Origin of the sequence: Streptomyces sp. NPDC001678 (genome assembly GCF_042892945.1) — a bacterium.
GTDB lineage: Bacteria > Actinomycetota > Actinomycetes > Streptomycetales > Streptomycetaceae > Streptomyces.
In genome coordinates this window covers 36,173-61,989 of record NZ_JBIAUP010000009.1, presented here as the reverse complement: position 1 = coordinate 61,989, position 25,817 = coordinate 36,173, and the positions used below count along the sequence as shown (strand labels likewise).

At 73.8% G+C, this 25,817-nt stretch carries 24 protein-coding genes and 1 pseudogene; 22 read left to right on the top strand and 3 right to left on the bottom strand.

The window, feature by feature from the left end:
- Positions 1 to 68 precede the first annotated feature (68 nt).
- Positions 69 to 1,352: an MFS transporter gene (locus ACFYZR_RS20035; protein ID WP_391912014.1), complete on the top strand. Its 1,284-nt coding sequence runs from the start codon at positions 69 to 71 to the stop codon at positions 1,350 to 1,352.
- 156 nt (positions 1,353 to 1,508) lie between these two features.
- Positions 1,509 to 2,804, top strand: coding sequence for a hypothetical protein (locus ACFYZR_RS20030; RefSeq protein ID WP_391912012.1), 1,296 nt, complete (start codon positions 1,509 to 1,511; stop codon positions 2,802 to 2,804).
- 84 nt (positions 2,805 to 2,888) lie between these two features.
- Here the strand turns inward: ACFYZR_RS20030 and ACFYZR_RS20025 are convergent, their stop codons facing one another.
- On the bottom strand, positions 2,889 to 3,626 hold the full coding sequence (locus ACFYZR_RS20025) for a CDP-alcohol phosphatidyltransferase family protein (protein ID WP_391912010.1): 738 nt from the start codon (positions 3,624 to 3,626) through the stop codon (positions 2,889 to 2,891).
- 110 nt (positions 3,627 to 3,736) lie between these two features.
- Here ACFYZR_RS20025 and ACFYZR_RS20020 point away from each other — a divergent pair, with 110 nt between their 5' ends.
- From ACFYZR_RS20020 to ACFYZR_RS20000, 5 genes and pseudogenes are all read left to right on the top strand, one after another.
- Entirely contained in the window at positions 3,737 to 4,783 is a 1,047-nt protein-coding gene (locus ACFYZR_RS20020; RefSeq protein ID WP_391912008.1) for a zinc-binding alcohol dehydrogenase, read from the top strand.
- On the top strand, positions 4,761 to 5,159 hold the full coding sequence (locus ACFYZR_RS20015; protein WP_391912006.1) for a 6-pyruvoyl tetrahydropterin synthase family protein: 399 nt from the start codon (positions 4,761 to 4,763) through the stop codon (positions 5,157 to 5,159). Before ACFYZR_RS20020 ends, ACFYZR_RS20015 begins: the two co-directional genes overlap by 23 nt.
- Complete coding sequence (locus ACFYZR_RS20010; RefSeq protein WP_391912004.1) at positions 5,156 to 6,268, top strand: glycosyltransferase family 4 protein; 1,113 nt, start codon at positions 5,156 to 5,158, stop codon at positions 6,266 to 6,268. Before ACFYZR_RS20015 ends, ACFYZR_RS20010 begins: the two co-directional genes overlap by 4 nt.
- On the top strand, positions 6,265 to 7,125 hold the full coding sequence (locus ACFYZR_RS20005) for a class I SAM-dependent methyltransferase (RefSeq protein ID WP_391912002.1): 861 nt from the start codon (positions 6,265 to 6,267) through the stop codon (positions 7,123 to 7,125). Before ACFYZR_RS20010 ends, ACFYZR_RS20005 begins: the two co-directional genes overlap by 4 nt.
- A pseudogene (locus tag ACFYZR_RS20000) lies at positions 7,122 to 7,946 on the top strand (lysylphosphatidylglycerol synthase transmembrane domain-containing protein); the annotation flags it as partial. The gene ACFYZR_RS20005 and the pseudogene ACFYZR_RS20000, both read left to right, overlap by 4 nt.
- A 45-nt stretch (positions 7,947 to 7,991) precedes the next feature.
- Here ACFYZR_RS20000 and ACFYZR_RS19995 read toward each other — a convergent pair.
- Positions 7,992 to 8,867 carry a RibD family protein gene (locus tag ACFYZR_RS19995; protein ID WP_391912000.1) on the bottom strand — a complete coding sequence of 292 codons (876 nt, stop codon included), beginning with the start codon at positions 8,865 to 8,867 and terminating at the stop codon, positions 7,992 to 7,994.
- On the bottom strand, positions 8,864 to 9,679 hold the full coding sequence (locus tag ACFYZR_RS19990; protein WP_391911999.1) for a creatininase family protein: 816 nt from the start codon (positions 9,677 to 9,679) through the stop codon (positions 8,864 to 8,866). Before ACFYZR_RS19990 ends, ACFYZR_RS19995 begins: the two co-directional genes overlap by 4 nt.
- Before the next feature lie 99 nt (positions 9,680 to 9,778).
- Between ACFYZR_RS19990 and ribA the strand changes: the two genes are divergently transcribed.
- The 15 genes from ribA (at position 9,779) to ACFYZR_RS19915 (ending at position 25,796) form a co-directional block, all read left to right on the top strand.
- Positions 9,779 to 10,429, top strand: coding sequence for a GTP cyclohydrolase II (gene ribA, locus ACFYZR_RS19985; RefSeq protein WP_391911998.1), 651 nt, complete (start codon positions 9,779 to 9,781; stop codon positions 10,427 to 10,429).
- Between the two features lie 239 nt (positions 10,430 to 10,668).
- Positions 10,669 to 11,655 (top strand): phosphotransferase enzyme family protein, encoded by a 987-nt coding sequence (locus ACFYZR_RS19980; RefSeq protein WP_391911996.1) that lies wholly within the window; start codon positions 10,669 to 10,671, stop codon positions 11,653 to 11,655.
- Positions 11,656 to 11,693: 38 nt separating this feature from the next.
- The gene (locus ACFYZR_RS19975; RefSeq protein ID WP_391911994.1) at positions 11,694 to 12,488 is read left to right on the top strand and encodes a class I fructose-bisphosphate aldolase; all 795 of its coding nucleotides are present in this window, start codon (positions 11,694 to 11,696) and stop codon (positions 12,486 to 12,488) included.
- Complete coding sequence (locus ACFYZR_RS19970; RefSeq protein WP_391911992.1) at positions 12,481 to 13,743, top strand: nucleotide sugar dehydrogenase; 1,263 nt, start codon at positions 12,481 to 12,483, stop codon at positions 13,741 to 13,743. The genes ACFYZR_RS19975 and ACFYZR_RS19970 overlap by 8 nt, the downstream gene beginning before the upstream one ends.
- Positions 13,744 to 13,845: 102 nt before the next feature.
- Positions 13,846 to 14,898, top strand: a complete 1,053-nt coding sequence (locus ACFYZR_RS19965; RefSeq protein WP_391911990.1) for an SDR family NAD(P)-dependent oxidoreductase — start codon at positions 13,846 to 13,848, stop codon at positions 14,896 to 14,898.
- 3 nt (positions 14,899 to 14,901) lie between these two features.
- Positions 14,902 to 16,062 (top strand): glycosyltransferase family protein, encoded by a 1,161-nt coding sequence (locus ACFYZR_RS19960; protein ID WP_391911988.1) that lies wholly within the window; start codon positions 14,902 to 14,904, stop codon positions 16,060 to 16,062.
- Complete coding sequence (locus ACFYZR_RS19955; RefSeq protein WP_391911986.1) at positions 16,059 to 17,168, top strand: glycosyltransferase family 4 protein; 1,110 nt, start codon at positions 16,059 to 16,061, stop codon at positions 17,166 to 17,168. Before ACFYZR_RS19960 ends, ACFYZR_RS19955 begins: the two co-directional genes overlap by 4 nt.
- On the top strand, positions 17,168 to 18,373 hold the full coding sequence (locus tag ACFYZR_RS19950; RefSeq protein WP_391911984.1) for an N-acetylglucosamine-6-phosphate deacetylase: 1,206 nt from the start codon (positions 17,168 to 17,170) through the stop codon (positions 18,371 to 18,373). Before ACFYZR_RS19955 ends, ACFYZR_RS19950 begins: the two co-directional genes overlap by 1 nt.
- The gene (locus tag ACFYZR_RS19945; RefSeq protein ID WP_391911982.1) at positions 18,366 to 19,523 is read left to right on the top strand and encodes a Gfo/Idh/MocA family protein; all 1,158 of its coding nucleotides are present in this window, start codon (positions 18,366 to 18,368) and stop codon (positions 19,521 to 19,523) included. Before ACFYZR_RS19950 ends, ACFYZR_RS19945 begins: the two co-directional genes overlap by 8 nt.
- Entirely contained in the window at positions 19,524 to 20,330 is an 807-nt protein-coding gene (locus tag ACFYZR_RS19940; protein WP_391911980.1) for a 5-deoxy-glucuronate isomerase, read from the top strand. It begins immediately after the preceding gene.
- Positions 20,327 to 21,406, top strand: a complete 1,080-nt coding sequence (locus ACFYZR_RS19935; RefSeq protein WP_391911978.1) for a zinc-binding dehydrogenase — start codon at positions 20,327 to 20,329, stop codon at positions 21,404 to 21,406. Before ACFYZR_RS19940 ends, ACFYZR_RS19935 begins: the two co-directional genes overlap by 4 nt.
- Before the next feature lie 7 nt (positions 21,407 to 21,413).
- Entirely contained in the window at positions 21,414 to 22,433 is a 1,020-nt protein-coding gene (locus tag ACFYZR_RS19930) for a zinc-binding dehydrogenase (RefSeq protein WP_391911976.1), read from the top strand.
- A gap of 57 nt (positions 22,434 to 22,490) precedes the next feature.
- Entirely contained in the window at positions 22,491 to 23,555 is a 1,065-nt protein-coding gene (locus ACFYZR_RS19925; RefSeq protein ID WP_391911974.1) for a Gfo/Idh/MocA family protein, read from the top strand.
- Between the two features lie 44 nt (positions 23,556 to 23,599).
- Complete coding sequence (locus tag ACFYZR_RS19920; protein WP_391911972.1) at positions 23,600 to 24,376, top strand: sugar phosphate isomerase/epimerase family protein; 777 nt, start codon at positions 23,600 to 23,602, stop codon at positions 24,374 to 24,376.
- Positions 24,366 to 25,796, top strand: coding sequence for a polysaccharide deacetylase family protein (locus tag ACFYZR_RS19915; RefSeq protein WP_391911970.1), 1,431 nt, complete (start codon positions 24,366 to 24,368; stop codon positions 25,794 to 25,796). Before ACFYZR_RS19920 ends, ACFYZR_RS19915 begins: the two co-directional genes overlap by 11 nt.
- The last annotated feature ends 21 nt before the right edge of the window (positions 25,797 to 25,817 follow it).

Sequence of the window (25,817 nt, the reverse complement as noted above, 5' to 3'; positions counted from 1 at the left end):
GTCAGCTCGACGTTCAACTCCGCCGCGCTCGGCGCAGCGGCCGCGCTACGAAAGGTTGGCTTGCTCAAGTGAAATCCCGTGGACGTGCGCGATGGGCGATCGGCGGTCTGCTCGCCGGAGGCGTGCTGGTCAACTTCGTCGACCGCACGGCCTTATCCGTGGCGAGTTCGTCGCTCGCCACGGAATTCAGCCTTGATTTCAGCCGGCTCGGCCTTGTCCTGTCGGCGTTCACCTGGTCCTACTGCCTGGTGCAGTTACCGGCCGGAATCCTGGTGGACACCTTCGGTGTCTCCCGGCTCATGCGCTTCGCCTCCCTGCTGTGGGCCGCCGCCTGCCTGCTGACGGCCGTGGCCGGCGGGCTCGGGCTGGTGATCGCCGCCCGGCTGCTGCTGGGGGTGGCCGAAGGGCCCGCGATGGTCGGCGCCTCCAAGGCGACCGCCGCCTGGTTCCCGCTGTCCGAACGCGGCATGGCCACCGCGATGTTCGACGGCGCCACCAAGCTGGCCAACATGGTGGCCTTTCCCGTGCTGGCGTTCGTGATGAGCGAATGGGGCTGGCGTGCCGGCTTCCTCTTCAGCGCGGCCCTCAGCCTGGCCTTCACCGCCGTGTGGTGGTGGGGCTACCGGGACCCGTCCGCACACCCCCGGCTCGGCCTCCGTGAGCGCGAGTACATCCTCGCGGGCGGAGCCCGCGACGCCGAGCACGACGGCGGCGCCCTGCGCCGGGCCCTGCGCTCGCGCACCGTCTGGGCCCTGGCCCTGGGGTTCGCCTGCTACGGCTACACCATCAACGTCGTGCTCACCTGGATGCCCCAGTTCTTTCAGACGGAGTTCGAGGTCCGGCTGCTCGACTCGGGCCTCTACTCCATGGTCCCGTGGGGCGTGGCGACGGCCGCCGAACTCGTCGTCGGCGGCTGGCTGGTCGACAGACTCGTCCGCCGGGGCCGCGACCCCCGCCGGGTCCGCAAGACGGTGCTGCTCACCGGCCTGGCGCTCGGGGCGACGGCCGGAGCCGCCGCCACCGCCGGATCACCGCTGGTCGCGGTGGGCTGGCTGTCGCTGGCCCTCTCGGGGCTGGCCATCGCCGCCCCCGTCGCCTGGAGCCTGCCCGGCCTGCTCGCGCCGCCGGGCGCCGTCGGCTCGGTCAGCGGCCTGATGAACTTCGCCAACACGGCCGCCACGGCAGGCGGTGTGGTGCTGACCGGCTGGCTGGCGGAACTGACCGGATCGTTCCACACCCCGCTGCTGTGCACGGTCGGCGTGCTCGGCGTGGGGGTGGCCCTGTACTGCGTGGTGCTGCGTCCCCGGCCGGCACGGCAGGGTGCCGCCCTCGTGCGGGCCGTAGGCGCCTGAGCCCGTCCCGGGCTGTTCGTTCCGCCGTGTGTTACGGCGGAGTCCCCCATCACCCCCTCGTACCCCCGGTCCGGCGCCGCCCGGCCCGACGATTCCCCAGCCCCCTACAGACCGATGCCTCGGTACCGTCCGGTGCCGGGGTCGAGGTATGCCCAGATGAACGAGACATCGGCCCTCCCCGCAGCTCTGGCCCGTCTTGCCTGGTCGCCTGAGCGCCTGGCCCGAGAGGTGAACAAACGCAGCGGACCGGGCACCATCAGCAGCAAGGCGCCGTACAACTGGCTCAAGGGCGCCCGCCCTCGACGACAGCTCCCCCAGCTGGTCGCGGAGATACTCACCGATCACCTCGGCGAGACCGTGACGGTCGAGGAACTGTGGCCCGAGCAGCCCACCGCCTCAAAGTCGCCGCCGGGCGCCTACGGTCCCCGTACCGGGCCCGCGGCCGCCCCGCCCACCGCACCGGACCCCGTCTCGGCGACGGTGGACTGGCTGGTCGCACGGGAGGCGGAACCCCCCGTGCGGCTGTCCGGCGACGAAGTGCCCGCGGCGGCGGTGCAGATGCTCGCCGCACGACTCCAGCAGCTGCGCGGGCTGGACGACAGCGCCAACACCCGGCTGGTCATGGAGTGGGCCCTGCAGGACCTGCGGTGGGTGCGGAAGCTGACCGAGGAGTACGCCTACGACGCGCCGACCGGCGTCCTGCTGCACCAGATCGCCGCCGAACTGGGGCAACTCGCCGGCTGGCTGGCCGCCGACATGGGCCAGGAGGAACTCGGCACCTCCTGCTTCCTCGCCGCCCTGAGCGCGGCCCGCACCGCCCGGGACCGGTCGCTGGCCGCGTACATCATCTCCTGCATGAGCTACCGGGCGGCGTGGGACCGCCGGGGCGACGAGGCGTTGCGGCTGATCCGCGTCGCCCGGATGGGCTCCGCCCGGGAGGGCGGCGGGCTGGACCAGGCCCTGCTGGCCTCCCGGGAGGCCCGGGCCCACGCGGCCCTCGGTGACGTGAAGGGCGGCCAGCGGGCCTTGGAGGAGGCGGCCGGGCTCGCCGAGGGCGCGGGCCTGCCCGACGCGCCGTGGGCCTACTGGCTGTCTCCCGGTGTGATGGTGGCCGACGCGGGCCGGGCCTGGCTGGAGATGGGACATCCCGAGCGCGCGGAGCGGCACCTCACCCGGGGGATCGAGCTGCTCGGCGACGACCAGCCCCGCGACCGGCTGCTGCACTGGACCTCGCTGGCCCAGGCGCGGCTGGCCCGCCGCGAGGTGGACGGCGCGGCGGCCGCGGCCGGGGAGGCGCTCGTCCTGGCCGACCGCGTCACCTCGCTGCGCGCCGACGTCCGGCTGTCGTGCCTGCGCCGCCGGTTCGTCCGCTACGACTCCAAGGTGGCGCGCCAGACCGTCCAGTGGACCGACGAGATGCTGCGCAGGGCGAACCTGGGCACGGCGTGCTGAACGCTCCGCCGCAAGGGCGGTCCGGCGGCCACGGACCGTCGGTGGCCGGTGGGGCGGTGCCGCAACGGACCTGGGCAGGGCCGCTCAGCGCGCCGTCCGGTGGGCCGTGCCCCTGGTCCGCCACAGCCACACGACGTCCCGGCCGAAGGAGCACACGAGCGCGGCCAGTGCCAGCCCGACCAGCGCGGTGGTGGCCGGCCGGGGCACGATCCCCGCGCTCGCCACCACGAGGACGATGCCCTGGAGCGCGGCCACGACCTTGCGCGAGAAGCGCGGCGGCAGGGGTGCCCGGAGCCAGGGCAGCACCCTGGCCGCCGCGACGAAGGCGTAGCGCATCGCGCCGATCGTCAGCACCCACGCGCCCAGAGACCTGGCGACGAAGCCGCTGAGCACCAGGATGAGGAACGCGTCGACCTCCATGTCGAAGCGCGCGCCCACGGCGGACGCGGTCCCCGTACGCCGGGCCACATGGCCGTCGACCCCGTCGAGGACCAGCGCGACCGAGGCGACGGCGACCAGGACCACGACCAGCGGCCGTCCTCCCGGGCCGTTGGCCACCAGGGCCGTCACCCCTCCGACCAGGGCGGCCCGGGCCAGCGTGACCCGGTTCGCCGGTCCCAGCCGTCGCGCCCACGTCCGCCGCAGCGCCAGCACCAGGGCGACCGAGGTGACGGCGGCGAACACGGCGCCGGCCAGCCAGCCGACGGGCCCCAGGCCGACGGCACCCCACAGGAGCGCCAGGAGGAGGAGCTGACCGCCGGCCATCCCGATGGTCAGCTCCCGGCCCAACCGGCATGGGTCGCGCGGGTCTTGGATGGCCACCGCACCGTCTCCCAGTTGTATGGCGAACACAATTGCGTTCCTCGTATCGTAACGAGCGTTCGGCCAGGCCCCAGAGGCCGTGACGCCTTCTCCCCACCTTGGAGGTCGCAATGGACCGCCCGGCACGAGCCTTCTGGATCCGGGCCCCCGGCCACGGCGAGATCCGGCCGGTCCCGGTACCGCAGGCGGGCGCCGGCGAGGTGCTCGTCCGCGCCCTGTACTCCGGGGTGAGCCGGGGCACCGAGACCCTGGTCTTCCGTGGCGGGGTGCCCGAGGGCCAACGGGAGGCGATGCGGGCGCCGTTCCAGGAGGGGGACTTCCCCGGGCCGGTCAAGTACGGCTACCTCAGCGTGGGATGCGTCGAGGAGGGCCCGCCGGACCTGCTGGGCCGTACCGTCTTCTGCCTCCACCCGCACCAGACCCGCTATGTGGTGCCGGCCGGCGCGGTGACGGTCGTCCCGGACGCGGTGCCCCCGCGGCGGGCCGTGCTCGCCGGTACGGTGGAGACCGCGGTGAACGCCCTGTGGGACGCGGCACCGCTGGTCGGCGACCGGATCTCCGTGGTGGGGGCCGGCATGGTCGGCTGCTGCGTGGCCGCGCTCCTCGCCCGCTTCCCCGGCGTCCGGGTGGAGCTGGTGGACACCGACCCCTCCCGGGCCGCCGTGGCCCGGGCACTGGGCGTGGGCTTCGCGACGCCCGAGGAGGCGGCGGCCGGCCGCGACCTGGTCGTCCACGCCAGCGCCACCGAGGCCGGGCTCGTCAGGTCGCTGGAGCTCCTCGCCCCGGAGGGGGAGGTCATCGAGCTCAGCTGGTACGGCGACCGGCGCGTCGGCCTGCAGCTGGGCGGCTTCTTCCACTCCCGGCGCCTGGTCGTGCGCAGCAGCCAGGTGGGCGCGGTGTCCCCGGCCCGCCGCGCCCGCCGCACCCATGCCGACCGGCTCGCGCTCGCGCTCGACCTGCTCTCCGACCCGGTGTTCGACGCGCTCATCACGGGCGAGTGCGCCTTCGAGGAACTGCCGGGGGTCATGCCGCTCCTGGCCGGCGGCGAACTGCCGGCCCTCTGCCAACTGATCACCTACGCGCCCGCCACGACCGGGGACCGGGCGCGGACCGACCGCCCTGGGGGTTCGTCCGTTGTTCAGCATCACCGTCCGTGACCACATGATGGTGGCCCACAGCTTCCGCGGCGAGGTCTTCGGGCCCGCGCAACGGCTGCACGGCGCGACCTTCCTGGTGGACGCGACGTTCCGCCGGCCCGAGCTCGACACCGACGGCATCGTGGTCGACATGGGGCTGGCCACCAGGGAACTCGGCGCGGTGCTCGGCGAGTTCGCCTACCGCAATCTCGACGAGGAGCCCGCCTTCGCGGGCGTCAACACCTCCACCGAGTTCCTGGCCAAGACCATCGCCGACCGGCTCGCCGACCGGGTCCGAGCGGGCACCCTCGGCGAGGGCGCCCACGGGCTCACCGGGATCACCGTCACCCTCCACGAATCCCATGTCGCCTGGGCCAGTTACGAGCGCGCGCTGTGAGCACGGCCACGACGACCGCGGACCGGGTGCACGTCGTCCTGCCCGGTGACGTCGACGACACGACCGCGCCCAGCGGTGGCAACGTCTACGACCGCCGGGTGTGTCAGGGCCTGGCGGCGGCCGGCCGGCCGGTGCGCGAGACCGCCGTCGCGGGGAGCTGGCCCCTGCCCGGCGCCGCCGCCCGCGCGGCACTGGCGGAGACACTGGCCGCACTGCCCGACGGCGCCCTCGTCCTCCTCGACGGACTCGTGGCGTGCGGCGTGCCCGGCCTCGTCGTCCCCCACACCCGCCGACTGCGCCTGGCCGTCCTGGTGCACCTGCCGCTGGCCGACGAGACGGGGCTGCCGGCCGAGCGGGCCGCGGACCTCGACGCGCGGGAACGGGCCACCCTCCGGGCGGCGGGCGCGGTCGTGGCGACCAGCGACTGGGCCGCCCGCCGGCTGATCGCCCACCACGGGCTCGACCCACGGCGCGTCCACGTGGTCGCCCCCGGCACCGACCCGGCGCCGCCCGCGCCCGGCACCGACGGTGCGTCACGGCTGCTCTGCGTCGCCTCGCTGACCCCGCGCAAGGGCCAGGACCTGCTGGTGACGGCCCTTGCGACCCTCGTGGACCTGCCGTGGAGCTGCGAGTGCGTGGGCCCGGCGGGCCGTGACGCGCCCTACACCGCACGGCTGCGCCGGCTCATCGAGGGGTACGGGCTCGGTGACAGAGTGCGGCTGACCGGCCCGAGGACGGGTGCGGAACTCACCGCCCGGTACGCGGCCGCCGACCTGGCCGTGCTGACCTCCCGCGCCGAGACCTACGGCATGGTGATCACCGAGGCGCTGGCGCGCGGCGTGCCCGTGCTGGCGACGGCCGTCGGCGCCGTGCCGGGGACACTGGGGCGGGCACCGGACGGGAAGGTGCCGGGCGTCCTGGTGCCGCCGGAGGACCCGGTGGCCCTGGCCGCGGCCCTGCGCCGCTGGTTCGAGGACCCCGCCCTGCGCGGCCGCCTCAAGGCGTCGGCGCTGCGCCGGCGGGAGTCGCTGGACGGGTGGCCGACGACGGCCCGGCACCTGGACGAAGTGCTACGACGGTTCGGCCGGGAACCCTGGAGGAACACGTGAACGCGGTGGGAACGGCCCGGTTCGCCCCCCAGTGGCTGCGCCTGCGCGAAGCCGCCGACGCCACGGCCCGGTCGCCGGAGCTGCTCGGCCCGCTGGCCGCCCGCCTGGCGCGGGAGCGACGTCCGCCGGGGCGTACGTTCGTGTGCGACGCGGGCTGCGGCACGGGCTCGATGGGGCGCTGGCTCGCCGGGCGGCTGCCCGGGCCGCAGCACTGGTACCTGCACGACCACGACCCCGGTCTCCTCGGCCTCGCCGTCGCGGGCATGCCCCGTGTCTCGGCCGACGGCGGCCCCGTCACGGCCGTCGCCCGGCCCGGGGACATCACCCGCCTGCGCGCGGCCGACCTGGCCGGCACCTCGCTGGTGACCGCCTCCGCGCTGCTGGACCTGCTCACCGCCGAGGAGGTGGACGGCCTCGCCGCGGCCTGCTGCGGGGCCGGATGCCCCGCCCTGCTGACGCTCTCGGTGGCCGGGCGGGTCGGGCTCTTCCCCGCCGATCCACTGGACGGCGAGATCGCGGCCGCGTTCGACGACCACCAGCGCCGCGTCGTGCGTGGCCGCCGGCTGCTCGGCCCGGACGCCGCCGACGTCACCGCGCGGGCGTTCCGGCGCCGCGGCGCGGAGGTGCTGGTCCGCCCCAGTCCCTGGCGGCTCGGGGCGAGCCACCGGGCGCTGACGGCCGAGTGGCTCACCGGCTGGGTCGGCGCCGCCCGCGAACAGCGCCCGGACCTCGCCGGGCGCGCGGACGCGTACCTGCGGCGCCGTCTGGAGGCCTGTGCGACGGGCGGGTTGCGCGTCGTGGTCCACCACGTCGACCTCCTGGCGCTGCCCGCCGTCCCGGGAGGCGGCCGGGGATGACGCCGACGCGCTGGGCCCGGCTGCGGACGGCGCTGGGGGCGGTCGTCCTCGCGGTGCTGCTGTGGCGGCTGGGCACGGGGACGCTCCTGGACGCGCTGGGGGCGATCGACGACCGGGCGCTGCTGGCCGCCCTGGGGATCGGCCTGGCGACCACCACGTTCAGCGCCTGGCGCTGGTGCCTGGTGGCCGCCCGGCTGGGTCTGCGGCTGTCCCCGCGGACGGCCGTCCTCGACTACTACCGGGCGCTGTTCCTCAACGCGGTGCTCCCCGGCGGGGTGCTCGGCGACGTGCACCGGGCGGTGCGGCACGGCCGGGACTCCGGTGATGTGGGCCGTGGGGTGCGCGCGGTGGTGCTCGAGCGGACCGCGGGCCAGGTAGTGCTCGTGGCGGCCGGGGCGGCCGCGCTGCTGAGCCGGCCCGCCCTGCTCTCGGCGGTGGGCGACGGTCTGCTGTCCGCCCCCGCCCTCGCGGCCTGGCTGGGGGTGCTGCTGGTCGCGGCCTCGGTGGCGCTCCATCAGGGGCGGGTCGCCACCCGTGTCCGCCGCGCGCTGGTCGCGGCGTTCGCCGACGCGCGGGCGGGCCTGCTCGCCCGCGACACCTGGCCGGGGGTGACGGCGCTGTCGGTGGCGGCGCTGGCGGGCCATCTCGCCCTGTTCCTCCTGGCCGCCCGCGTGGCCGGGGCGACGGCGCCGGTCTCCCGGTTGCTGCCGCTGCTGTTGCTGGCGCTGCTCGCGATGGCACTGCCGGTGAACGTCGGCGGCTGGGGGCCGCGCGAGGGCGCCCTGGCGCTGGCCTTCGGGGCCGCCGGGCTCGATGCCCGGCAGGGGCTGGCCGTCTCCGTGGTCTACGGGGGGCTCGGCTTCGTCTCAAGCCTGCCGGGCGCCGGTGTCCTGCTGGCGCGGCACCTCGCACGGCCCTGGCCGGACCGGTCCCAGGTCGAACTCGAAGAGCGAGTCGTCCCCCAGCGCGAAGCGCCGCACGGGGGCGCGCAGGGCCCCGCCCATGGTGTCCGGGCCGGGAAAGCGCAGCCCCGGCACTCCCTCGCCCAGGATGAGGGGCGCGACGGTCACATAGAGCCGGTGCAGGGCGCCCGCCGCGAGGAACCGTGAGACGGTGACGCCCCCGCCCTCGACGAGGACCCGGCCCAGGCCGCGCCGGGCGAGCGCGTCCAGCAGGCGCCCGGGGGCGAAGTCCGTGCCGGGGACGCGCAGGACCTCGACGCCCTGCCGGAGCTCCGGTTCCCCCACCCGGCCGGCGTCCACCACCCACAGCGTGGGCGCGGCGCCGTCCGTGAAGACGCCCCGGTCCCCCGGTACGCGGCCACTCCGGTCGAGCACCACCCGCACGGGGTCGGCGCCCGCGCAGGCGCGCACGGTCAGCCGGGGGTCGTCCGCGGCGGCGGTGCCGGCGCCGACGACGACCGCGTCGGCGAGGGCCCGCAGCCGGTGGAGGTGGCGGCGGTCCTCCTCGCCGGTGACGTACCGCGCGTCGCCCGTGCGCGTGGCGATGAACCCGTCCACGCTCTGCCCGAGCTGGGCGAAGGCGTGGCGGGGCCCGGCCAGGCAGAGCGGTGCGTAGCGCAGGGCCAGCCGGTCCGCCTCCGGCGAGGCCGTCCACCGCCACCGCCATCCGCCGTCGTCGCCGGGGACGAGCCCGGCCGCTTCCGCGTCCCGTTCGGTCCGTACGCCCAGCAGACGGTTCCAGGCGTCCGCTTCGTCGAGCACACCGGTCGGTCGGCTCATGGCCGCACCCGCCTTTCCGCCCTCCTCCGGGCCGGGGAATCTCTGGGGAGACTGATGTCTTCGTAGGCCTGCGAGGTGAAGTCGCTCCAGGGGCCGAGGACTTCGAGGTATTCGCCGAAGGAGGTCGCGAGGCTCGCGAGCAGCGCCTCGCCCTTCGCGGGCGACGCCGCCGACGGCCGTCCGATCACGCCGGAGTCGGTGTACGCCGCCATGCCGAGGGTGAGCAGGTGCCGGCGGTCGTCGGCTTCCCGGTCCCCCGTCGTGTGTCCGGGGCGGACCAGCCGGGGGTGGGTGTGCAGGAGGACCGAGGTCTCCAGCTCGCCCGCGTGCATGTCGGCGTGCGAGGTGGTCTCCAGCCCGGCGGCCTCCCGCGCCGCCTCCCAGTCGGCCGGTCCGGGGAAGAGCGCCATCCGCGCCGGGCCGCCGTCCACCGACTCCTGGACGAGGTTGCGCAGCACGTGGTTTCCGCCATGGCCGTTGACCAGGACCAGCCGGTCGGTGCCGGAGCGGCGGAGGGAGTCCGCGATGTCCCGCACGACCGCGTACAGGGTGGCGGCGGAGACGCTGACCGTGCCCGGCCACGCCGCGTGCTCGTGCGAGCAGGAGAACGTCAACGGAGGGAGCACGCGCACCGGGTGGGCGGCGGAGACCGCCCGGGCGATGGCGCACGCGATGACCGTGTCGGTGGCCAACGGCAGGAACGGGCCGTGCTGTTCGAGACTCCCGATGGGAAGCAGGGCCACCTCCGCCTCCCTCCCCCGCACGTCGTCGGTGGTGTCCGAAGGAAGTGGAAAATACCCGGCATCACTCATGACCGAAGATGATCGCGGTCGACAACTGTACTGTGCAAGTGGGCACTTGAATCCGGTCACCGGGAAGTCGGGAAGCGGGTGCGGAGGTAAGATCCGCTTATGGCAGCAGACGGTATCGCCTTCGGCGACATTTCCCGGCCGGCCGGAATCGAACGGGTGGTGGAGGTCCGTTTACCGACGACCCACGGCGAATTCCTCGCCATCGGCTATCTGGACCGCGCCCGCATGCGCGAGCAGGTCGCGCTGGTCCACGGCGACGTCTCGGGGCACGGCACCCTCACCCGGGTTCATTCCGAGTGCCTGACCGGGGACGTCTTCGGCTCGTTGCACTGCGAGTGCGGTGACCAGCTGTCCAGCGCCCTCGATGCCATCGTGGCGGAGGGGTCCGGCGTGCTCGTCTACGTCCAGGGTCACGAGGGCCGCGGCATAGGGCTGCTGGCCAAGCTCAAGGCCATGCGGCTGCAGACGGAGGGGCTGGACACCGTCGAGGCGAACCTGGCCCTGGGCCTTCCGGTCGACGCCCGCGATTACCGGGTGGCCGCGGATATCCTCCACGACCTCGGCATGCGGTCCGTCAGGCTCCTGTCCAACAATCCGCAGAAGCGGGACGCGCTGCGGCGCCATGGCATCGAAATAAGCGAGCAGGTACCGCTGTTGACGTCACCCCACCCCGAGAACCTCCGCTATCTGCGGACCAAGCGGGAACGGCTGCAGCACCTTCTCCCGCATCTGGACGGCCTGTCCGGCTGAGCCGGTCGTTCAACTGTCACCGGGCGGTTCAACTGTCCCGGCTCTCCCGAGCCCTGATACATCCTGGCCCCGGCCGCCCGGCAACGCCGCGGAGGAATTGATTCCATTGGGCCCTTGCACCTCCGGCGCGGTTGATGGCAGCGTACAGACATCCCGAGCAAGGAAAGCGGATGGATCGCTCATTCCAAGAATTGACCCGCGGCACTCAGCGGCGACGACTCCGGGCATTCGCCTTCGAAGTGCTGAGGTCCTATGACATCGACGTCCGGCGGATGCGCCTCGTGCAATACGAGGACAATGCCGTCTACTTCGTGGAGGGCAGCAGCGGGAAGGACCCCGGGGAAACCGCCCTCTATATGCTCCGCATCTCGGTACGCGATGGGCGCAGCCCGGCCGAGCAGAATTCCGAGCTCGACTGGATGGCGGCGCTGGTCGCCGACAAGGCGGTGACCGTCCCGGCCCCCGTGGCGACCCGGTCGTCCGGAAAGGTCGTCACCGTCGAGGAACCCGGCTGGCCGGAACCGGCGACGGCCGTGGTCTTCGAATGGATTCCGGGCCGGGCGTCCCCTCCCTACGGCCGCCCGCGTGTCGCCGGGGAGCTGGGCGCCATCACGGCCCGGCTGCACGAGCACGCCTCGGGGTTCCGGCCGCCGGCCGGCTTCGTCCGCCCCTCGTGGGGCCATGCGGACGTCTTCGAGAACGGGGCCGCGATGACGGACCCGACGGCCCGGGACCGGCTCCGCGAGGACGAGCGCCGGACCCTGCGCGAGGTGTGTGCGGCGGTGCGCGAGCGACTGCCGGAGCAAAGTGCCGCCGACTGGGGCGTGATCCACGCCGACCTGCACCGGGGCAACCTGGTGGGCACCCCGGACGGCACCGTGGCCGTCATCGACTTCGACGACTGCGGCTGGGGTTTCTACATGCTCGACGTGGCCACCGTGCTGTCGTCCGTGCTGCGCACCTGCCGGAAGGAGCCGGGCGCCTACGACCGGTTCGCCGAGGGGTACCTCGACGGATACCGGTCGGTGCGGGAACTGCCGCCGGCGGCGGCTCGTTTCGATGAATTCCTGGTCATGCGCGACATGATCATTCTGAATTTCGTGCTGGGTTCCCGCAATGCGGCCGTACTGAGCTGGGGCCCGCAGCGCGCGCAGGGGATCCTGCGGCTCATGCAGAACTACCTGAAAACTGGCGAATACGATGGACATCTGAGTCTGGCGTCGTGATCCACGGCGGGCAGGCCACAGAGAGGAGTGCCGAGATCATGCCTTCGCTCCCACTGGCTGCTCCACAGATCCAAACCTTCGGCGGATTCCACATCAGGCGGCGTCGGCTGTTCTCCCCCACCACCGGGAAAACCCTGATCATCCCGCTCGACCATGCCATCACCATGGGTCCGGCCGGTGGCCTGGAGAATCCTCGCACCGTCATCGAGGCGGCCGTCGGGGGAAAAGCGGACGCGGTGATGCTCCGGCCCGGTCTGGTCCACAGCCTGGCCGTGCCCGGAGCCGAGCGGCTGGGCGTCATCATGGCCCTGACCGGCCGGCTGGCCACCGGGGTGGACCACGTCCTGCTCAACACGGTGGAGTACGCCGCGGCACACGCCGCGGACGCCGTGTGCGGGGAGTTCAAGTTCGGCTCGCCCGGCGACCTGGAGAACGCCCGCGTCATCGCGGCGCTGGCGGAGCGGGCCCACGAGCTGGGGCTGCCGGTGCTGGTCACGGTCTACAGCAGGCCGGAGGCGGTCCGGCAGCTGGGCGCCGGCGCCTACGCCCATGCCTGCCGGATCGCCGAGGAGATAGGCGCCGACTTCATCAAGACGTCCCTGCCGGACGACGAGGACATCATCCGGCAGTGCGTCGAGAGCACCTCGGTGCCCATCGTGCTGGCGGGCGGCCCCCCGGACGCCTCGACGGAGCTGACGGACTTCCTCGGCAGGGCGGTGCGGCTGGGGATCGGCGGCGCGGCCATCGGGCGCCGCGCCTGGGCGGCGGACAAGCCCGTGGAGGCCGTCCGCGACCTGGTGACCGCGGTGCACGGGGACCGGTTCGATGACTGAAGCGGTGGACCTACTGGTCGTCGGCCTCGGATACGTGGGGCTGCCACTGGCCAGGGAGGCCGTCCAGGCGGGCTTACGGGTCCGGGGATTCGACGCGAACCCCCGGGTGGTGAGGCAGCTGAACTCCGGCGTCTCGCATGTCGACGGCGTGGGCGACGGCGACATCGCGGACATGCGCGCCGCCGGCTTCACCGCCACCTGCGACGAGGACAACTTCGGCGCCCCACGGGTCATCGTGGTGTGCGTGCCGACTCCGCTGAGCGAGACAGGACATCCCGACCTGTCCAATGTGGTGGAGGCCAGCGGGATGGTGGCGCGCCGGCTCAGGCGGGGGATGCTGGTGGTGCTGGAATCCACCACCTTCCCCGGCACCACCGACGACATCGTCCGGCCCGTCCTGGAGGAGTCCGGCCTGCGGGCCGGCGACGACTTCCGGCTGGCCTTCTCCCCGGAGCGCATCGACCCCGGGAACACCGAGTACGGGGTGCGCAACACCCCCAAGGTGGTGGGTGGTTACACCCCGGAGTGCACCCGGCACGCCATGGAGTTCTACGGCCGGTTCGTGGTGAAGGTCGTGGCCGCCAAGAGCACCCGCGAGGCCGAGATGGCCAAGATCCTGGAGAACACCTACCGGCAGGTCAACATAGCGCTGGTCAACGAAATGGCCATGCTCTCCCATGAGTTGGGCGTCGACCTGTGGAACGCCATCGAGTGCGCCACGACCAAGCCCTTCGGTTTCGCCGCCTTCCAGCCGGGTCCCGGGGTCGGCGGCCACTGCATCCCCATCGACCCCCGCTACCTCTCCTACCAGGCGCGGGCACTGGGCCGGCGGTCACAGATGATCGACCTGGCCCAGGAGATCAACGACGGCATGCCGGCGTATGTGGTCGAGCGCGCCGGGCGGATGCTGGCACGCGCCGGAGGCGAACTGGCCGGTGCCCAGGTGCTGGTCCTGGGTGTCACCTACAAGGCCGACATCTCCGACCAGCGCGAGTCACCCGCCGACGACGTCGTGCGGCACCTCAGGGAACGGGGCGCCGACGTCCGTTACCACGACCCCTACGTCGGATCGTGGGCCGTCGACGGCCTGGACGTCTTCCGTGCCGGCGATCTGGACACCGCGCTGGCCACCGCCGATCTGACCATCGTGCTCCAGTGGCACGCGCAGTACCGCGAGCACCTCGACGCGTCCAGGACGCGGGTGCTCTTCGACACCCGGGGCCGGCTGGCCGACCACGACGCGGCGGTGCTGTAACACCCCCGTCCCGCCCGTCCACCGCCTTGACCCACCCCTTCCTCTGTCTCCTTCCCCTGTCTCCTTCTCCTGTCTTCCGCGTAGCGCTGTGTGGAGGTTGCGATGCCCACTGCACGATTACTCGACGACGTTCCGGGGCTCCCGGACACCTGGCTGGTCACCGGGGTGGCCGGGTTCATCGGCTCACATCTGCTGGAAACACTCCTGGAAGCCGGCAAACGGGTGGTGGGGCTGGACAACTTCTCCACCGGGAAGAAGGAGAACCTCGCCGATGTGGAAGCCAGGGTGGGCCCGGCGCGCTGGGCGCGCTTCCACCTGATCGAGGGTGACCTGCGGTCCCGGGACGCCTGCGACGCGGCCGTGCGGGGCGTCGACGCCGTACTCCACCAGGCCGCGCTCAACTCGGTGCCCCGCTCCATGGCCCACCCCGACCAGGTGCTCGAGGTCAACACCATCGGTTCCGTCAACCTGTTCAGGGCCGCGACGGAGGCCGGGGCGTCCCGGATCGTGTACGCCAGCTCCAGCTCCGTCTACGGTGACGTCCCCACGGCGCTGCGCCGCGAGCCCGTCCTGGGCGAGCCGGTGTCGCCGTACGCGGTGAGCAAGCGGGCGATGGAGCAGCTGGCCGCCGTCTGTCACCGAAGCGGCGGCGTCACCATGACGGGGCTGCGCTACTTCAATGTGTTCGGGCCCCGCCAGAACCCCGACGGCCCGTACTCGGCGGTGATCCCCCGGTGGATCCGTGCCCTGCTGACCTCGCAGCCGCCGGTGGTCCACGGCGACGGCACCCAGTCCCGGGACTTCACCTACATCGACAACGTGGTGCGGGCCAACCTCCTGGCGGCGGCCCGGCCGGCCGGCTCCGAGGGCGTCTTCAACGTCGGTACGGGACACGGCACTTCGCTCAACGACCTGTTCGAGGAGCTCCGGACGAACGTCGCCGAGCTCGCCGGCCGCCCGGAGGCCGCGAGGACGGTCCCGGCCACGGCACCGCCCCGGGCGGGCGATGTCGCCTCGGCGCTGGCCGACCTCGAACTGGCCGAGCGGGGCCTGGGCTACAGGCCCCTCGTCGGCCTGGCCGAGGGGCTGCGCCACACCGTCTCGTGGTTCGCCGGGACCCACGACGCACAGCACACCGTGGAATCGAGGAGGTAGACCATGCGGATCGCGATGTACTGGCACAACGGCAGGAGCCTCGGGCACACCGCGGAGAGCGCCAAGGTGGCGCACGGGCTGGTCGACAGCGGCGAGGAGATGCACATCTCCGGCCTGACGGGCGCCTGGCGCGGGCTGGACCTGCTGCCCGCCGGCATGGACGTGGTGAAGCTACCCGCCTTCACCAATTACGACAACGCTTCCGGCTGGGGCACCACGGGACGCACGGCGATGGCGGCCGGGCCGCTGTTCCGGCTGCGTTCCGAGCTGTCCGAGGTCTTCCTGCGCCACTACGCCCCGGACGTCTTCCTGGTCAACCATCTGCCGCGGGGCGCCGAGGACGAGCTGGTGCCCGCGCTGACCGCCACCCGGGGCGCCGGCGAACGGCGCGTGCTCACCCTGCGCGGGGTGCTCTTCGACGCCGAGAAGACCGACCGGGAGTACTTCTCCGAGGACAGCGCCCGCTGGATCGACCGGCACTTCGACGCCATCCACGTCCACACCCACCCCGAGGTGTTCCGGCTCGAGGACCACTACGGCGTGCCGCACTACCTACGGGACCGCATCCACTACACCGGGTACCTGGTGGACGAGTTCCAGCTCGGCCGGGACGCGGCGCGGGCATCCCTGGGGGTGGACGACGCCGAGCGCCTCGTCCTGGCGAGCATGGGCGGCGGCCAGGGAGCCATGGGGCTGTGGACCGCGCTGATCGACGCGCTGGCCGAACAGCGGACGGGGTTCGACCGGGTGCGGCTGGTGACCGGACCGTATCTGGAGGCGGCGGACGCCCGGACGCTGCGGGCCCGGGCCGCCGAGCTGCCGTGGCTGGAGGTCGTCGCCTATGAGCCGGCGATGATGACCTGGATGGCGGCCGCCGACCTGTTCATCGGCGCCGCGGGGGCGAACATGCTCAGCGAGGTGCTCGCCGTCGGCTGCAACAGCATCGTCATCCCGCGCCAGGTGCGGGAGTCGGAGCAGCGGATCCACGCCCGGCTGCTGGCCGACCGCGGTCTGGTGCGCATGTGCGACCTCCCGGACGTGCTCGCCGGCGCCATCGGCCCCACGCTCGCCGAGGCCCTGCGGGAACCGCTCGCCCCCAAGGCCGGACACCTGCTCGGCGGCGCCCGGCGCTACGCGGCGCTGCTGCGGGGTGAGGGCGCGTGAGCGGGACGACCGTGACGACGGCCGGGGAGCGGACCGACGCGTCCGGCCTGCGGGTCTGCCTGCTGGTGCGCTACTTCACCGTGGGCGGGCTGGAGCGGGTGGTGACCTCGCTGGCCAACGAACTCGTGGCGCGCGGCGTCAAGGTGCGGGTCGTGGCCCTGGCGGTGGCCAAGCGCAACGCGCTGATGACGGAACTGGACCCCCGGGTCGAGACCGTCTCCCTGTCCGGCTCGCCGCGCCGGCGGCTGGCCGAGGTGGAGCGGCTGACCCGTGGTCACGTGGTGCACGTCCACTTCGGTGACGGCCGGATCCACCCGTTGGTGCGGCTGGCCCTTCGGGGCCGGCGCACCGTGGTGACGTACCACAGCGTCTACACCCACAAGCGCACCTGGCTGCGCAACCGCGTCGACCGGTTCTTCAACAGCCGGGCGGACCAGGTGCTCGCGGTGTCGGAGGCGGTGCGGGAGTTCTGCGCCACCCAGGTCGGCCTGCGGGCGGACCGGGTGGAGGTGGTGCCCAACGCCATCCGGGTGGACGTCCCCGAACGCCCGGCCGGGCCCGGCGACGGCAGCCTCACCGTGATCAGCCTGGCCGGGCTGTACCCGCACAAGAACCAGGCCGCGGTGCTGGCCGGGGTGGCGGAGGCCCGCCGGCGCGGGGTGGACGTCCGGCTGCGGGTCATCGGGGACGGCCCGGAGATGGCCGACCTCTACCGCCGGGGCCTGGAGCTGGGGATCGCCGGAGCGGTCGAGTGGTACGGCCAGGTCTGGCGCCGTGACCTGGTGCTGCCGCTGCTGATGTCGTCCCAGGCGTTCGTCTCGGCGAGCCGGTTCGAGGGCATGCCCATCTCGATCCTGGAGGCCATGGCGGCCGGCCTGCCCCTGGTGCTTTCGGACATCCCGCCCCACCACGAGACGGCCGGCGAGGCGGCGGTGTACTTCCCGCCGGACTCCCCCGGCGAGCTGGCCTCGGCACTGGAGGCGCTGGCCAAGGACCCGGAGCGGCTGCACGCGCTGGGCGAGGCGGGGCTCGGCCGCTCCGCGCTCTTCGACCTCGACCGGTTCACCGAGCGCCACCTGCGGGTCTACCGGCGGGCGAGGGCCTGATGAGCCGGGGCCGGTGCGTGGCCGTCGTCAACGCCTCGGTGGTGCACGCCGACCGCGTGGGCTCCGGCGACTGCCTCTTCCTGCGCGACGGCGTCATCGAGTACGCCGGCGAGCACCGCAGGCCGCCACCCGGCTACCGGGTGGTCGACGCCGGCGGGGACCACGTCCTGCCCGGGCTGGTCGACGTCCACGCGCACGGCGCCTTCGGCCGGACCTTCAACGAAGCGGCCGACGACGCCTGGCGCACGGTGCTCGCCGCCCACACGGCGGCGGGCACCACCGGCCTGCTGGCCACCCTGGCCACCGACGGACCGGACGCCATGGCCGCCGCCCTGGCCGTCGGGCACCGGGTGCCGCCCGGCTCCGGGCTCCTCGGCGCACACCTCGAGGGCCCATACCTCAACCCGGTGTTCCGGGGCGCGCACCCCCACGACGCGCTGCGGTCTCCCGGGGAGGAGTCGTGGCGGGGGCTGTTGCCGGAGCCCGGCTTCGTGCGGATGGTGACGCTCGCCCCGGAGCTGCCCGGGGCGATCCCGCTCGTCCGGGAGCTGACCGGCCGGGGCGTGGTGGTCTCGGCCGGTCACAGCGGGGCCTCGGACGAAGCCCTGGCGGCCGCCCGCGCCGCCGGACTGCGGCACGTCGCGCATCTGTGGAGCGGGCAGTCCGCGCTGCGCAAGGACGGCCCGTGGCGCCGGCCCGGGCTGCTGGAGTCGGTGCTGGCCTCCTGCGGGCTGACCGCCGAACTCATCGCGGACGGGCGGCACCTCCCGGCGGAGCTGGTGCGGATCGCCCACCGCTGCCTGGGACCGGACCGGCTGTGCCTGGTCTCCGACGCCTCGGCCGGCACCGGGCTGCCGCCCGGCACGACGTTCACCATGGGCGCGGCCCGGGGCGTCGTCGCCGAAGGCGTCGCGCTCGACCACGACGGGGCGTCCTTCTGCGGCAGCACCAGCTTCCTGTCCGACGTCCTGCGCTTCACCGTGCTGGGCGCGGGCGTCCCACTCGTGGAGGCCGTACGGATGGCCACGGCCACACCGGCCCGGCTGCTGGGCCTCGCGGACCGGATCGGCTCCCTGACACCGGGCCTGGCGGCCGATCTGGTGGTGCTCGACCGGGAGCTGAGGGTCCGCCGGGTCGCCCGGGGCGGCCGGTGGCTGGACGAGGAGAACACCGCGGACCCGAAGGAGGAGAGCGTCCATGGCTGACCGGCCCACCACCCGCTACGCCCTCGTGGGCGCCGGCACCCGGGCATGGAAGAACTACCTGCCGCTGTTCGAGCCGGGGCCGTCCGCCGTCGGCACCCTGGTCGCGGTGGCCGACAACGATCCGGAGCGGCTGGCCGCGGTGGCCGAGCGGTGGCCCGTACCCGTGTACGCGACCGACGACGTCCGCCCCCTGCTCGACGCGGCGCGTCCCGACGTCCTGATCGTCACCACGCCCGACCACGCGCACGCCGCGCAGATCCGGGCCGCGCTGGAGGCCGGAGTCCACGTCCTGACCGAGAAGCCGATGACGCTGACGGCCGCGCAGGCGGCCGCGGTGGTGGCCACGGAGCACCGCTCACGCGGCACGGTGCGGGTCGCGCACAACATGCGCTATCTGAATCTCCATCAGGTGATCGCGGACCTGCTGGCCGAGGGACGGATCGGCACGCCCGTCGAGGCACACCTGTCCTACCGGCTCCGGCCCGGCCACGGCCGCAGCTACTTCCTGCGCTGGCACCGCAGGGCGGCGGCGTCCGGGGGGCTGCAGATCACCAAGAGCTGTCACCACTTCGACCTGCTCAACTGGTGGCTCGCGGACCGGCCGCGGGAGGTCACGGGCTGGACCCGGCGCGTCCACTACCACTCCGGGACGGACGCGGGGGACGACGAGAGCCGGGTGCCGGCGGACGCGGACATCGCCGACACGGTCTCCGCCGTGATCCGCTACCGCGGCGGGGCACTCGCCCACTACTCCCTGTCGGCCCGCTCCCCCTGGGAGGGGTACACGCTGACCGTGCAGGGCACCGGGGGCGAGCTCAGCACCCGCTACGAGGTGACGCCGCCCGACGGCGCGGAGCCGTCCGGCCACTACACGATCCGGGTGAGCCCGCTGGACGGACCGGTCCGCCACCTCCGTGTCCCCCGGGAGACGGGCACCCACTCCGGCGCGGACGCGCGCATGGCCGACGCGCTGCTGCGGGCCGTACCGGACGGTGCCGGGGACCGGGCCGCCACCGCGGCCGACGGCGCGTACGCCGTGGCCGTCGGGGAGGCGCTGACGCGTTCGGCGGCGCGCGGCGGTCCGGTCGCGATCGACGAGCTGCTCCCGGAACCGGTCACACCCGCAACCACGACAGGAAGGGAACTCTGAATGGGCGCCACGGGACTACCGGTCACACTGCGGATCGGCGAGCTCTCGCCCGGCCGGGCCGAGGAACACCGGCAGGACGGCGAGGAGGCCGTCGTGGTGATCCTCGGCGGCCGCTGCGACGTCGACTTCGGCGAAGGCGGTCCGCGCTGGCAGGGGCTGGGCGAGCGCGCGGACGTCTTCGACGGCAGGGCCACCGCCTTCTACGCGCCGCCCGGCCGGCGCTGGCGGATCGCCGCGGGCGCGGCGGGCGTGCGCTTCGCCGTCGCCTCCGCGCCGGCCTCGGCCTCGGCCTCGCGCGAGCCCTATGCGGTGCGGCCGGACGAGGTGCGCACGCAGAAGCGCGGCAGCGGGGTGTGGGGCCGGGAGGTGCACGACATCGTCGGGCCGGACCGGCCGGCGGACGGCCTGCTGGTGGGTGAGACCTTCAGCGCGGAGGGCGTGTGGTCCAGCTATCCGCCGCACAAGCACGACGAGCACGACCCGCCGCACGAGAGCCACCAGCAGGAGGCGTTCCACGTCCGGGTGTCCCCGCCCTCGGGGTTCGGGCTGTTCCTCCACTACCCGTCCGAGACGGCCGAACGCCGGTCCCGGGTGGTACAGGACGGTGACGTGGTCACGGTGCGGGAGGGCTACCACAGCTTCGTCGCCGCGGCCGGGCACCGCTTCTACTACCTGTGGGCGCTGGCCGGCACGGAGCGGCACCTGTGCTTCCGTACCGATCCCCGGCACGAGTGGCTCCTGGACGCCGCCGGGCCGACGGCCCCCGGCGGCGATGCGGGACCCGCCGCGGACGGCGGTGCGGGATGACGGACGGCATGGCGTGCGACGCCGTGCCCGGCGACCTGCCCACATCGATGCGGGCGGCCGTGTGGCACGGTCCCGGCCGGCCCCTGACCCTCGAACGGCTGCCCGTACCCCGGGTCGAGGAGCCCGAGGACGTGGTGATCCGGGTGCGTGCGGCCATGTTCGGCGCGGCACTGGTGCGCGCCGTCACCAGCGGGCACCCGAAGATGACCCCACCGGCCGTGCTGGGCACACTGGTCGCGGGCGACGTCGTCGCGCTCGGCCCCGCGGTGCGTCACCTCGAGGTCGGCCGGCCGGTCACCGTCGACCCGCACCCGCCCTGCGAGCACTGTGCCAACTGCCGCGACGGGCTGCGGGCCCTGTGCGACACCAGGGCGGGTGTGGAGCCGGGGGCGCACGCGGAGTACGTGCGTGTCCGCCCGCCGCTGACCGCGCACGTCACCCCGGTGCCCGCGGGGGTGTCGCCCGCGGCCGCGATGCTGACCGAGATCGTGGCCTGTGTCCTGGACGCGACCGACACCGCGGGCATCGGCCCCGGCAAGGACGTCCTCGTCATCGGCTGCGGACCGGTCGCCCTGATCCAGGTGCGGCTGGCCCGGCTGCGCGGCGCGGAGCGGGTCCTGTGCACCGTCAACCACCCGGGCAGGGAGGCGCTCGTCACCGCGGCGGGCGGCATCCCCGTGGCCTTCGACGACCGGACGGCGGAGCGGGTCGCCGGGCTCACCGGCGGGCGCGGTCCCCATGTGGTGGTCGAGGCGGTGGGCCGCGCCGAGACGTACCGCACGGCGTTCGACCTGGTGCGCACGGGAGGCACGGTGGTCGGTTTCGGCGGCTGCCCGCCCGGCACCACGCTCCCCCTCGACCTCAACGACGTCCACTACCGCCGGATCCGCTTCCTCGGCAGCTACCACTACGAGCCCGGAGTGTTCGCGGCGGCCCTCCGCCTCCTGGCCTCGGGGGAACTCGACCTCGCACCCCTGCTCACCCACCGCATCCCCCTCGACCGGATCTCCGACGCCGTACGGACGGCCCGTCTGCCCGACTGTCTGGTGCCGGTCGTCGAACCCTGGAAGGACTGATGAACCGATGCACAGTACCCGAGTGCTGATCACCGAACCCGGCCGCGTGGAGCTACGGCGCGAGGTACTGCCGGAGCTCTCCGGTGACGAGCTCCTCGTGCGCACCCGGATGACGCTGGTGAGCACCGGCACGGAACGCAACTGCTTCCTCGGCGAGTTCGAGAAGCCCTCCCACTGGGCCTCCTGGGTGCGTCATCCGTTCGCGCCCGGCTACAGCGCGGTCGGCGAGGTGCTGGCGGTCGGCCCGACGGCCGCCCGCCACCGGCCCGGTGACCGGGTCGTGCTGCGCAGGGCGCACCAGAGCCACGCGGTCGTCTCGGAGCGCTCGGTCTACCCGGTGCCGGACGAGGTGCCGGACGAGTCGGCGGCCTGGTTCGCGCTGTCGGCCATCGCCCAGCACGCCGTGCGCAGGACGGGCGCGCTGTTCGGCGAGCCGGTCGCGGTCGCCGGCCTCGGCCCGCTCGGCCAGCTGGTGCTGCAGTACGCGGCCGTCGCCGGCGCCGCCGAGCTGTACGCCGTGGCCCGGGGCGAGTCGCGGCTGACGGCCGCCGCACGGCACGGCGCGACCACGGTCCTCGCCGGCGGGGTGGCGGCCGCCGAGGAAGCGGTCACCGAACTCACCGGTGGCGAGGGCGTCGGCATCGCGTACGACGTGACCGGCGCCCCGGAGGCGCTGGCCGCGCTGTCCGGCCTCACCCGCGACGCCGGGACGCTGGTGCTGGTCGGCGACACCGCCTGGCCCGGCCGGCAAGTGCTCGGCGGAACGGTCCTGCGCAAGGCGCAGACCCTGGTCGGCGTGCACGACAGCGACATCCAGCGCGCTCCCCGCGGCCGTCACCTGCGCGGCACCTACGCGGACAACGTCGAGCTGTTCTTCCGGCTGATCACCCAGCGGCGCATGGCGGTGGACGACCTGGTCACCCACATCTTCCCCGCCGGGGACGCCGAGGACGCCTACAAGCTCATCGCCACCCCGGACAACGACGCCATCGGCGTGCTCCTGGACTGGCAGGACGCCGGCTTCTGAGGGCGCGGCACCCGGGGCTTTGGCCTTCACCACCAACCGAGGACGAAAGGACAGACCATGACCGTGCGCATTGGCTTCGTCGGCGTCGGATACATCGCCAAGGAGCACCTCAAGCGGGTGCTGACCGATCCGGAGGCCAGGGTGGTCGCGCTGTGCGACTCCGACCCGGCCGCCGCGGAGGCCACCCGCAAGGGCGTGCTCGACAAGCTCCGCGGGACGGCGCCGGAGGAGCTGCTGAAGGCGTTCGCCCAAGCGCCCGTTCACACCGACGCCGTCCGGATGTTCCAGGAGGAGCGCCTCGACGCGGTCTTCCTCTGCCTGCCGCCCTTCGCCCACGGCGAGGTGGAGTTCGCGGCGATCGACGCCGGGCTCCCCATCCTGGTGGAGAAGCCCGTGGCCGTCGACCTGTCGGTCGCCACCGGGATATCCCGCGCCCTGCGGGAAAAGGGCCTGATCGGGGCGGCCGGCTACCAGAGCAGGTATTCGCAGATCGTGCCGTTCGTCCGGGAGACCCTGGGCGAGCGGACCATCGCGATGACTCTCGCCCATCGCTTCACCAAGCTGCCGCCCCGCGACTGGTACCGCCACCAGGACCGTTCCGGGGGCCAGGTCGTGGAGATGGCGACCCACCAGGTGGACCTGCTCCGGCTGCTGGTGTCCGACATCTCCACCGTCTACGTCGCGGGCGGGCGCCGCATCGCCACCCGGGAGGCATCGGAGATCTTCGACACGACGGCCGCCAGCCTGACGTACGCCAACGGAGCCGTCGGCAGCCTGGTGACCAACATGGTCTCGGGCCACGGGAACCCCGCCTACGCCCGGGGCATCCACATCATCGCCGACGGCCTGACCGTCTCGATCCTGGGCCACGAAGGGGAGTCGCGCACCATCGAGGTGGTCACCGCCGACGGCAAGCGGGAGCGGACCTTCGCGGACGACTCGATGGCCGCACAGGACCGCGCCTTCGTGCGCGCGGTGCGCGACAACCGCCCGGAGCTGGTGCTCGCCTCCTACGACGAGGCGGTGCGCACCCTGGCGACGACCCTCGCCCACCAGGCGTCCGCGGAATCCGGGCAGCCGGTACGGGTGGACACGCTGCTGGGCTCCCCGACCGCGCCCTGAGGACCGGATCCGTGCTCGCACCACACCGACAGAAGGGTACTCCCATGCTGCTGGGAGCAGGCACCGACACCATCACCGACGACTACACCCTTGAACAGAAGTTCGCCGAACTCCGGCGGCTGGGACTGGACTTCGTGGAGGTCCCGCTGCGCAGCGCCGACGCGCCCGCCCAGGCGGAGCTCTTCCGGGAGCTCGCCGCCGCCCATGAACTGCCCATCGCCTCCGCCGTGGTCGCGGAGTTCGTCCGGCTGCCCGATGTGCCGGAGGCGGAGCGCGCCGACGCGGTGCGCCGGGTCGTCGACACCGCCGAGGTGGCCGTGGGCCTCGGCTGCGACCTGGTCCTCGTGCCCGTGCGCGTCAAGGCGGAGGAACCCCGGCGCGCCGAGGTCTACGCCAAGGCGTACGCCGAACTGCTGGCGGCGACCGAGCGGCACGGCACCGTGATCGCCGCGGAGTTCGTCGGCGGGGCGCTGCCCTCCGCCGCCGCCGAGCTGGTCGGGTCGCTGGACGACCCGAGGGCCCGGCTGTTCTTCGACACGGGCAACTGCCTCTACGCGGGCGCGGACCCGGTCGCCGATCTGCGCGCGCTGCTGCCGCTGGTCGCGCAGGTGCATCTCAAGGGCGGCCCGGACACGCCGCTCGCCGCGATGCCGCTGCGCGAGCTGGGAGCGGTCCTGGAGTCCGGCGGTTTCGCCGGTCGCTGCGCGCTGGAGATCGAGTCCCCCAAGGGGCGGCTGAGCATCCGGGACGCCGTCTCCGTACTGCGGATGTACGGGCTGTGGCAGCCCTCGCAGGAGAGGAGCGAGCGCAGTGCGGGGTAAGGCGAGGGTATTCCTCACCTTCGACGTGGAGGACCCGGTCACCCCGCTCAGCGACGACGCGGTGCTGTGGCTGGCCGCCATGCTGCGGGAACGAGGGGTGCCCGCGGCGTTCTTCCTCACCGGCGACAAGGCCCGTGCCCTCGTCCGGCGGAAGCGGCTGGACGTCTTCGAGGCGCTGCGCACCCACGACATCGGCTACCACACCAACCACCACTCGACGCACCCGACCGTGGCCGAGTACCTCGAACCCCACGACTGGGCGGGTGGGGTGGCCGAGGTCGTGGCCCGGGAGCGATCGGGGGCCGACCTGATCCGCGAGCTGACGGGCCGCCGGCTGTGCGGCTTCGCCACTCCCGGCACCTCGTGGGGGCCCCAGATCCCCGGTGCGCTGACCGGCCTGGACATCCCCGCCCACCTCCACTCCTTCAGCAGGACCGGTGGCGGCCACAATCCGCACTGGTACGCGGGCACGCTGTGCTTCGCCCGCTCCGAGGCGGTCGGTCCGGTGGAGGACATCCTGCCGGACCCGCTCCGGTTCGCCGCACTGCTCGAAGAGCTGCCCGGGCTCCTGGAACGCGCGGCACGGTCGGAGGACGGCGTGCTGCACCTCTACGTCGGCCATCCGACGATCTTCGTCAACCGCGAGTTCTGGGACGGGATCAACTACGCGGCCGGGCGCAACCCGGACCCGGAAGCCCCGATCAGGGCCCCGGAACCGCGGCCGGTGGCGCAGACCCGCACCATGCTGGACAACCTGGCGCACCTCGTCGATGTCGTACGCGCCTGCCCATCGGCCGAGTTCGTCGGCTTCGGCGAGGTCGTGGCCGACCGACGGCGGGCCCCCGTGCTCCACGCCGGCTGGTTCGGCCGGGCCCTGGCCGAGGCGGCCGCCGGGCCCGGCATCGCCACGACCTCCCGCGTGCTCTCGCCCGCCCAGCTGCTGTACGCGATGTGCCGGGAAGTACTCGGTCACGACGTCGAGCGCGACGGGCCGGTACCCGAGGTGCACGGTCCGGTCGACCGGCCGGACGGTACCGTGGCGACGGGCGCTCCCGCCCGCGTCGGCCGGGACCGGCTCCTCGAACTGGCCGCGGACGTCTGCCGGGCCGGCGACGCCACGGGTGCGCTGCCGGTCCTGGCGCGGGCGACCGGTGGCGTCGCCGTCCCGGTCGCGTCCCTGTACCGCTCCCTGCTCGACCTCACCGCCGACGGGGCCGCCGGGGTCCGGGCGCTGCGGTCGCCGCCGGAGTCGGTGCCGCTCGTCGAGGCCCCCGAGCTGCCCGAGGTCGGCGACGAGATCTCCGAGCACTTCGCCCGGCGGGTCCGGCGCTGGCTGCACCGGCCCGACCTGGACGTGGACGAGCTCACCCGGCTCACCCGGGCCCAGACGTGGACGCTGCGGGCCACAGCGGCCGCCTGAGCGAGTCGTCTCCCCTCCTTT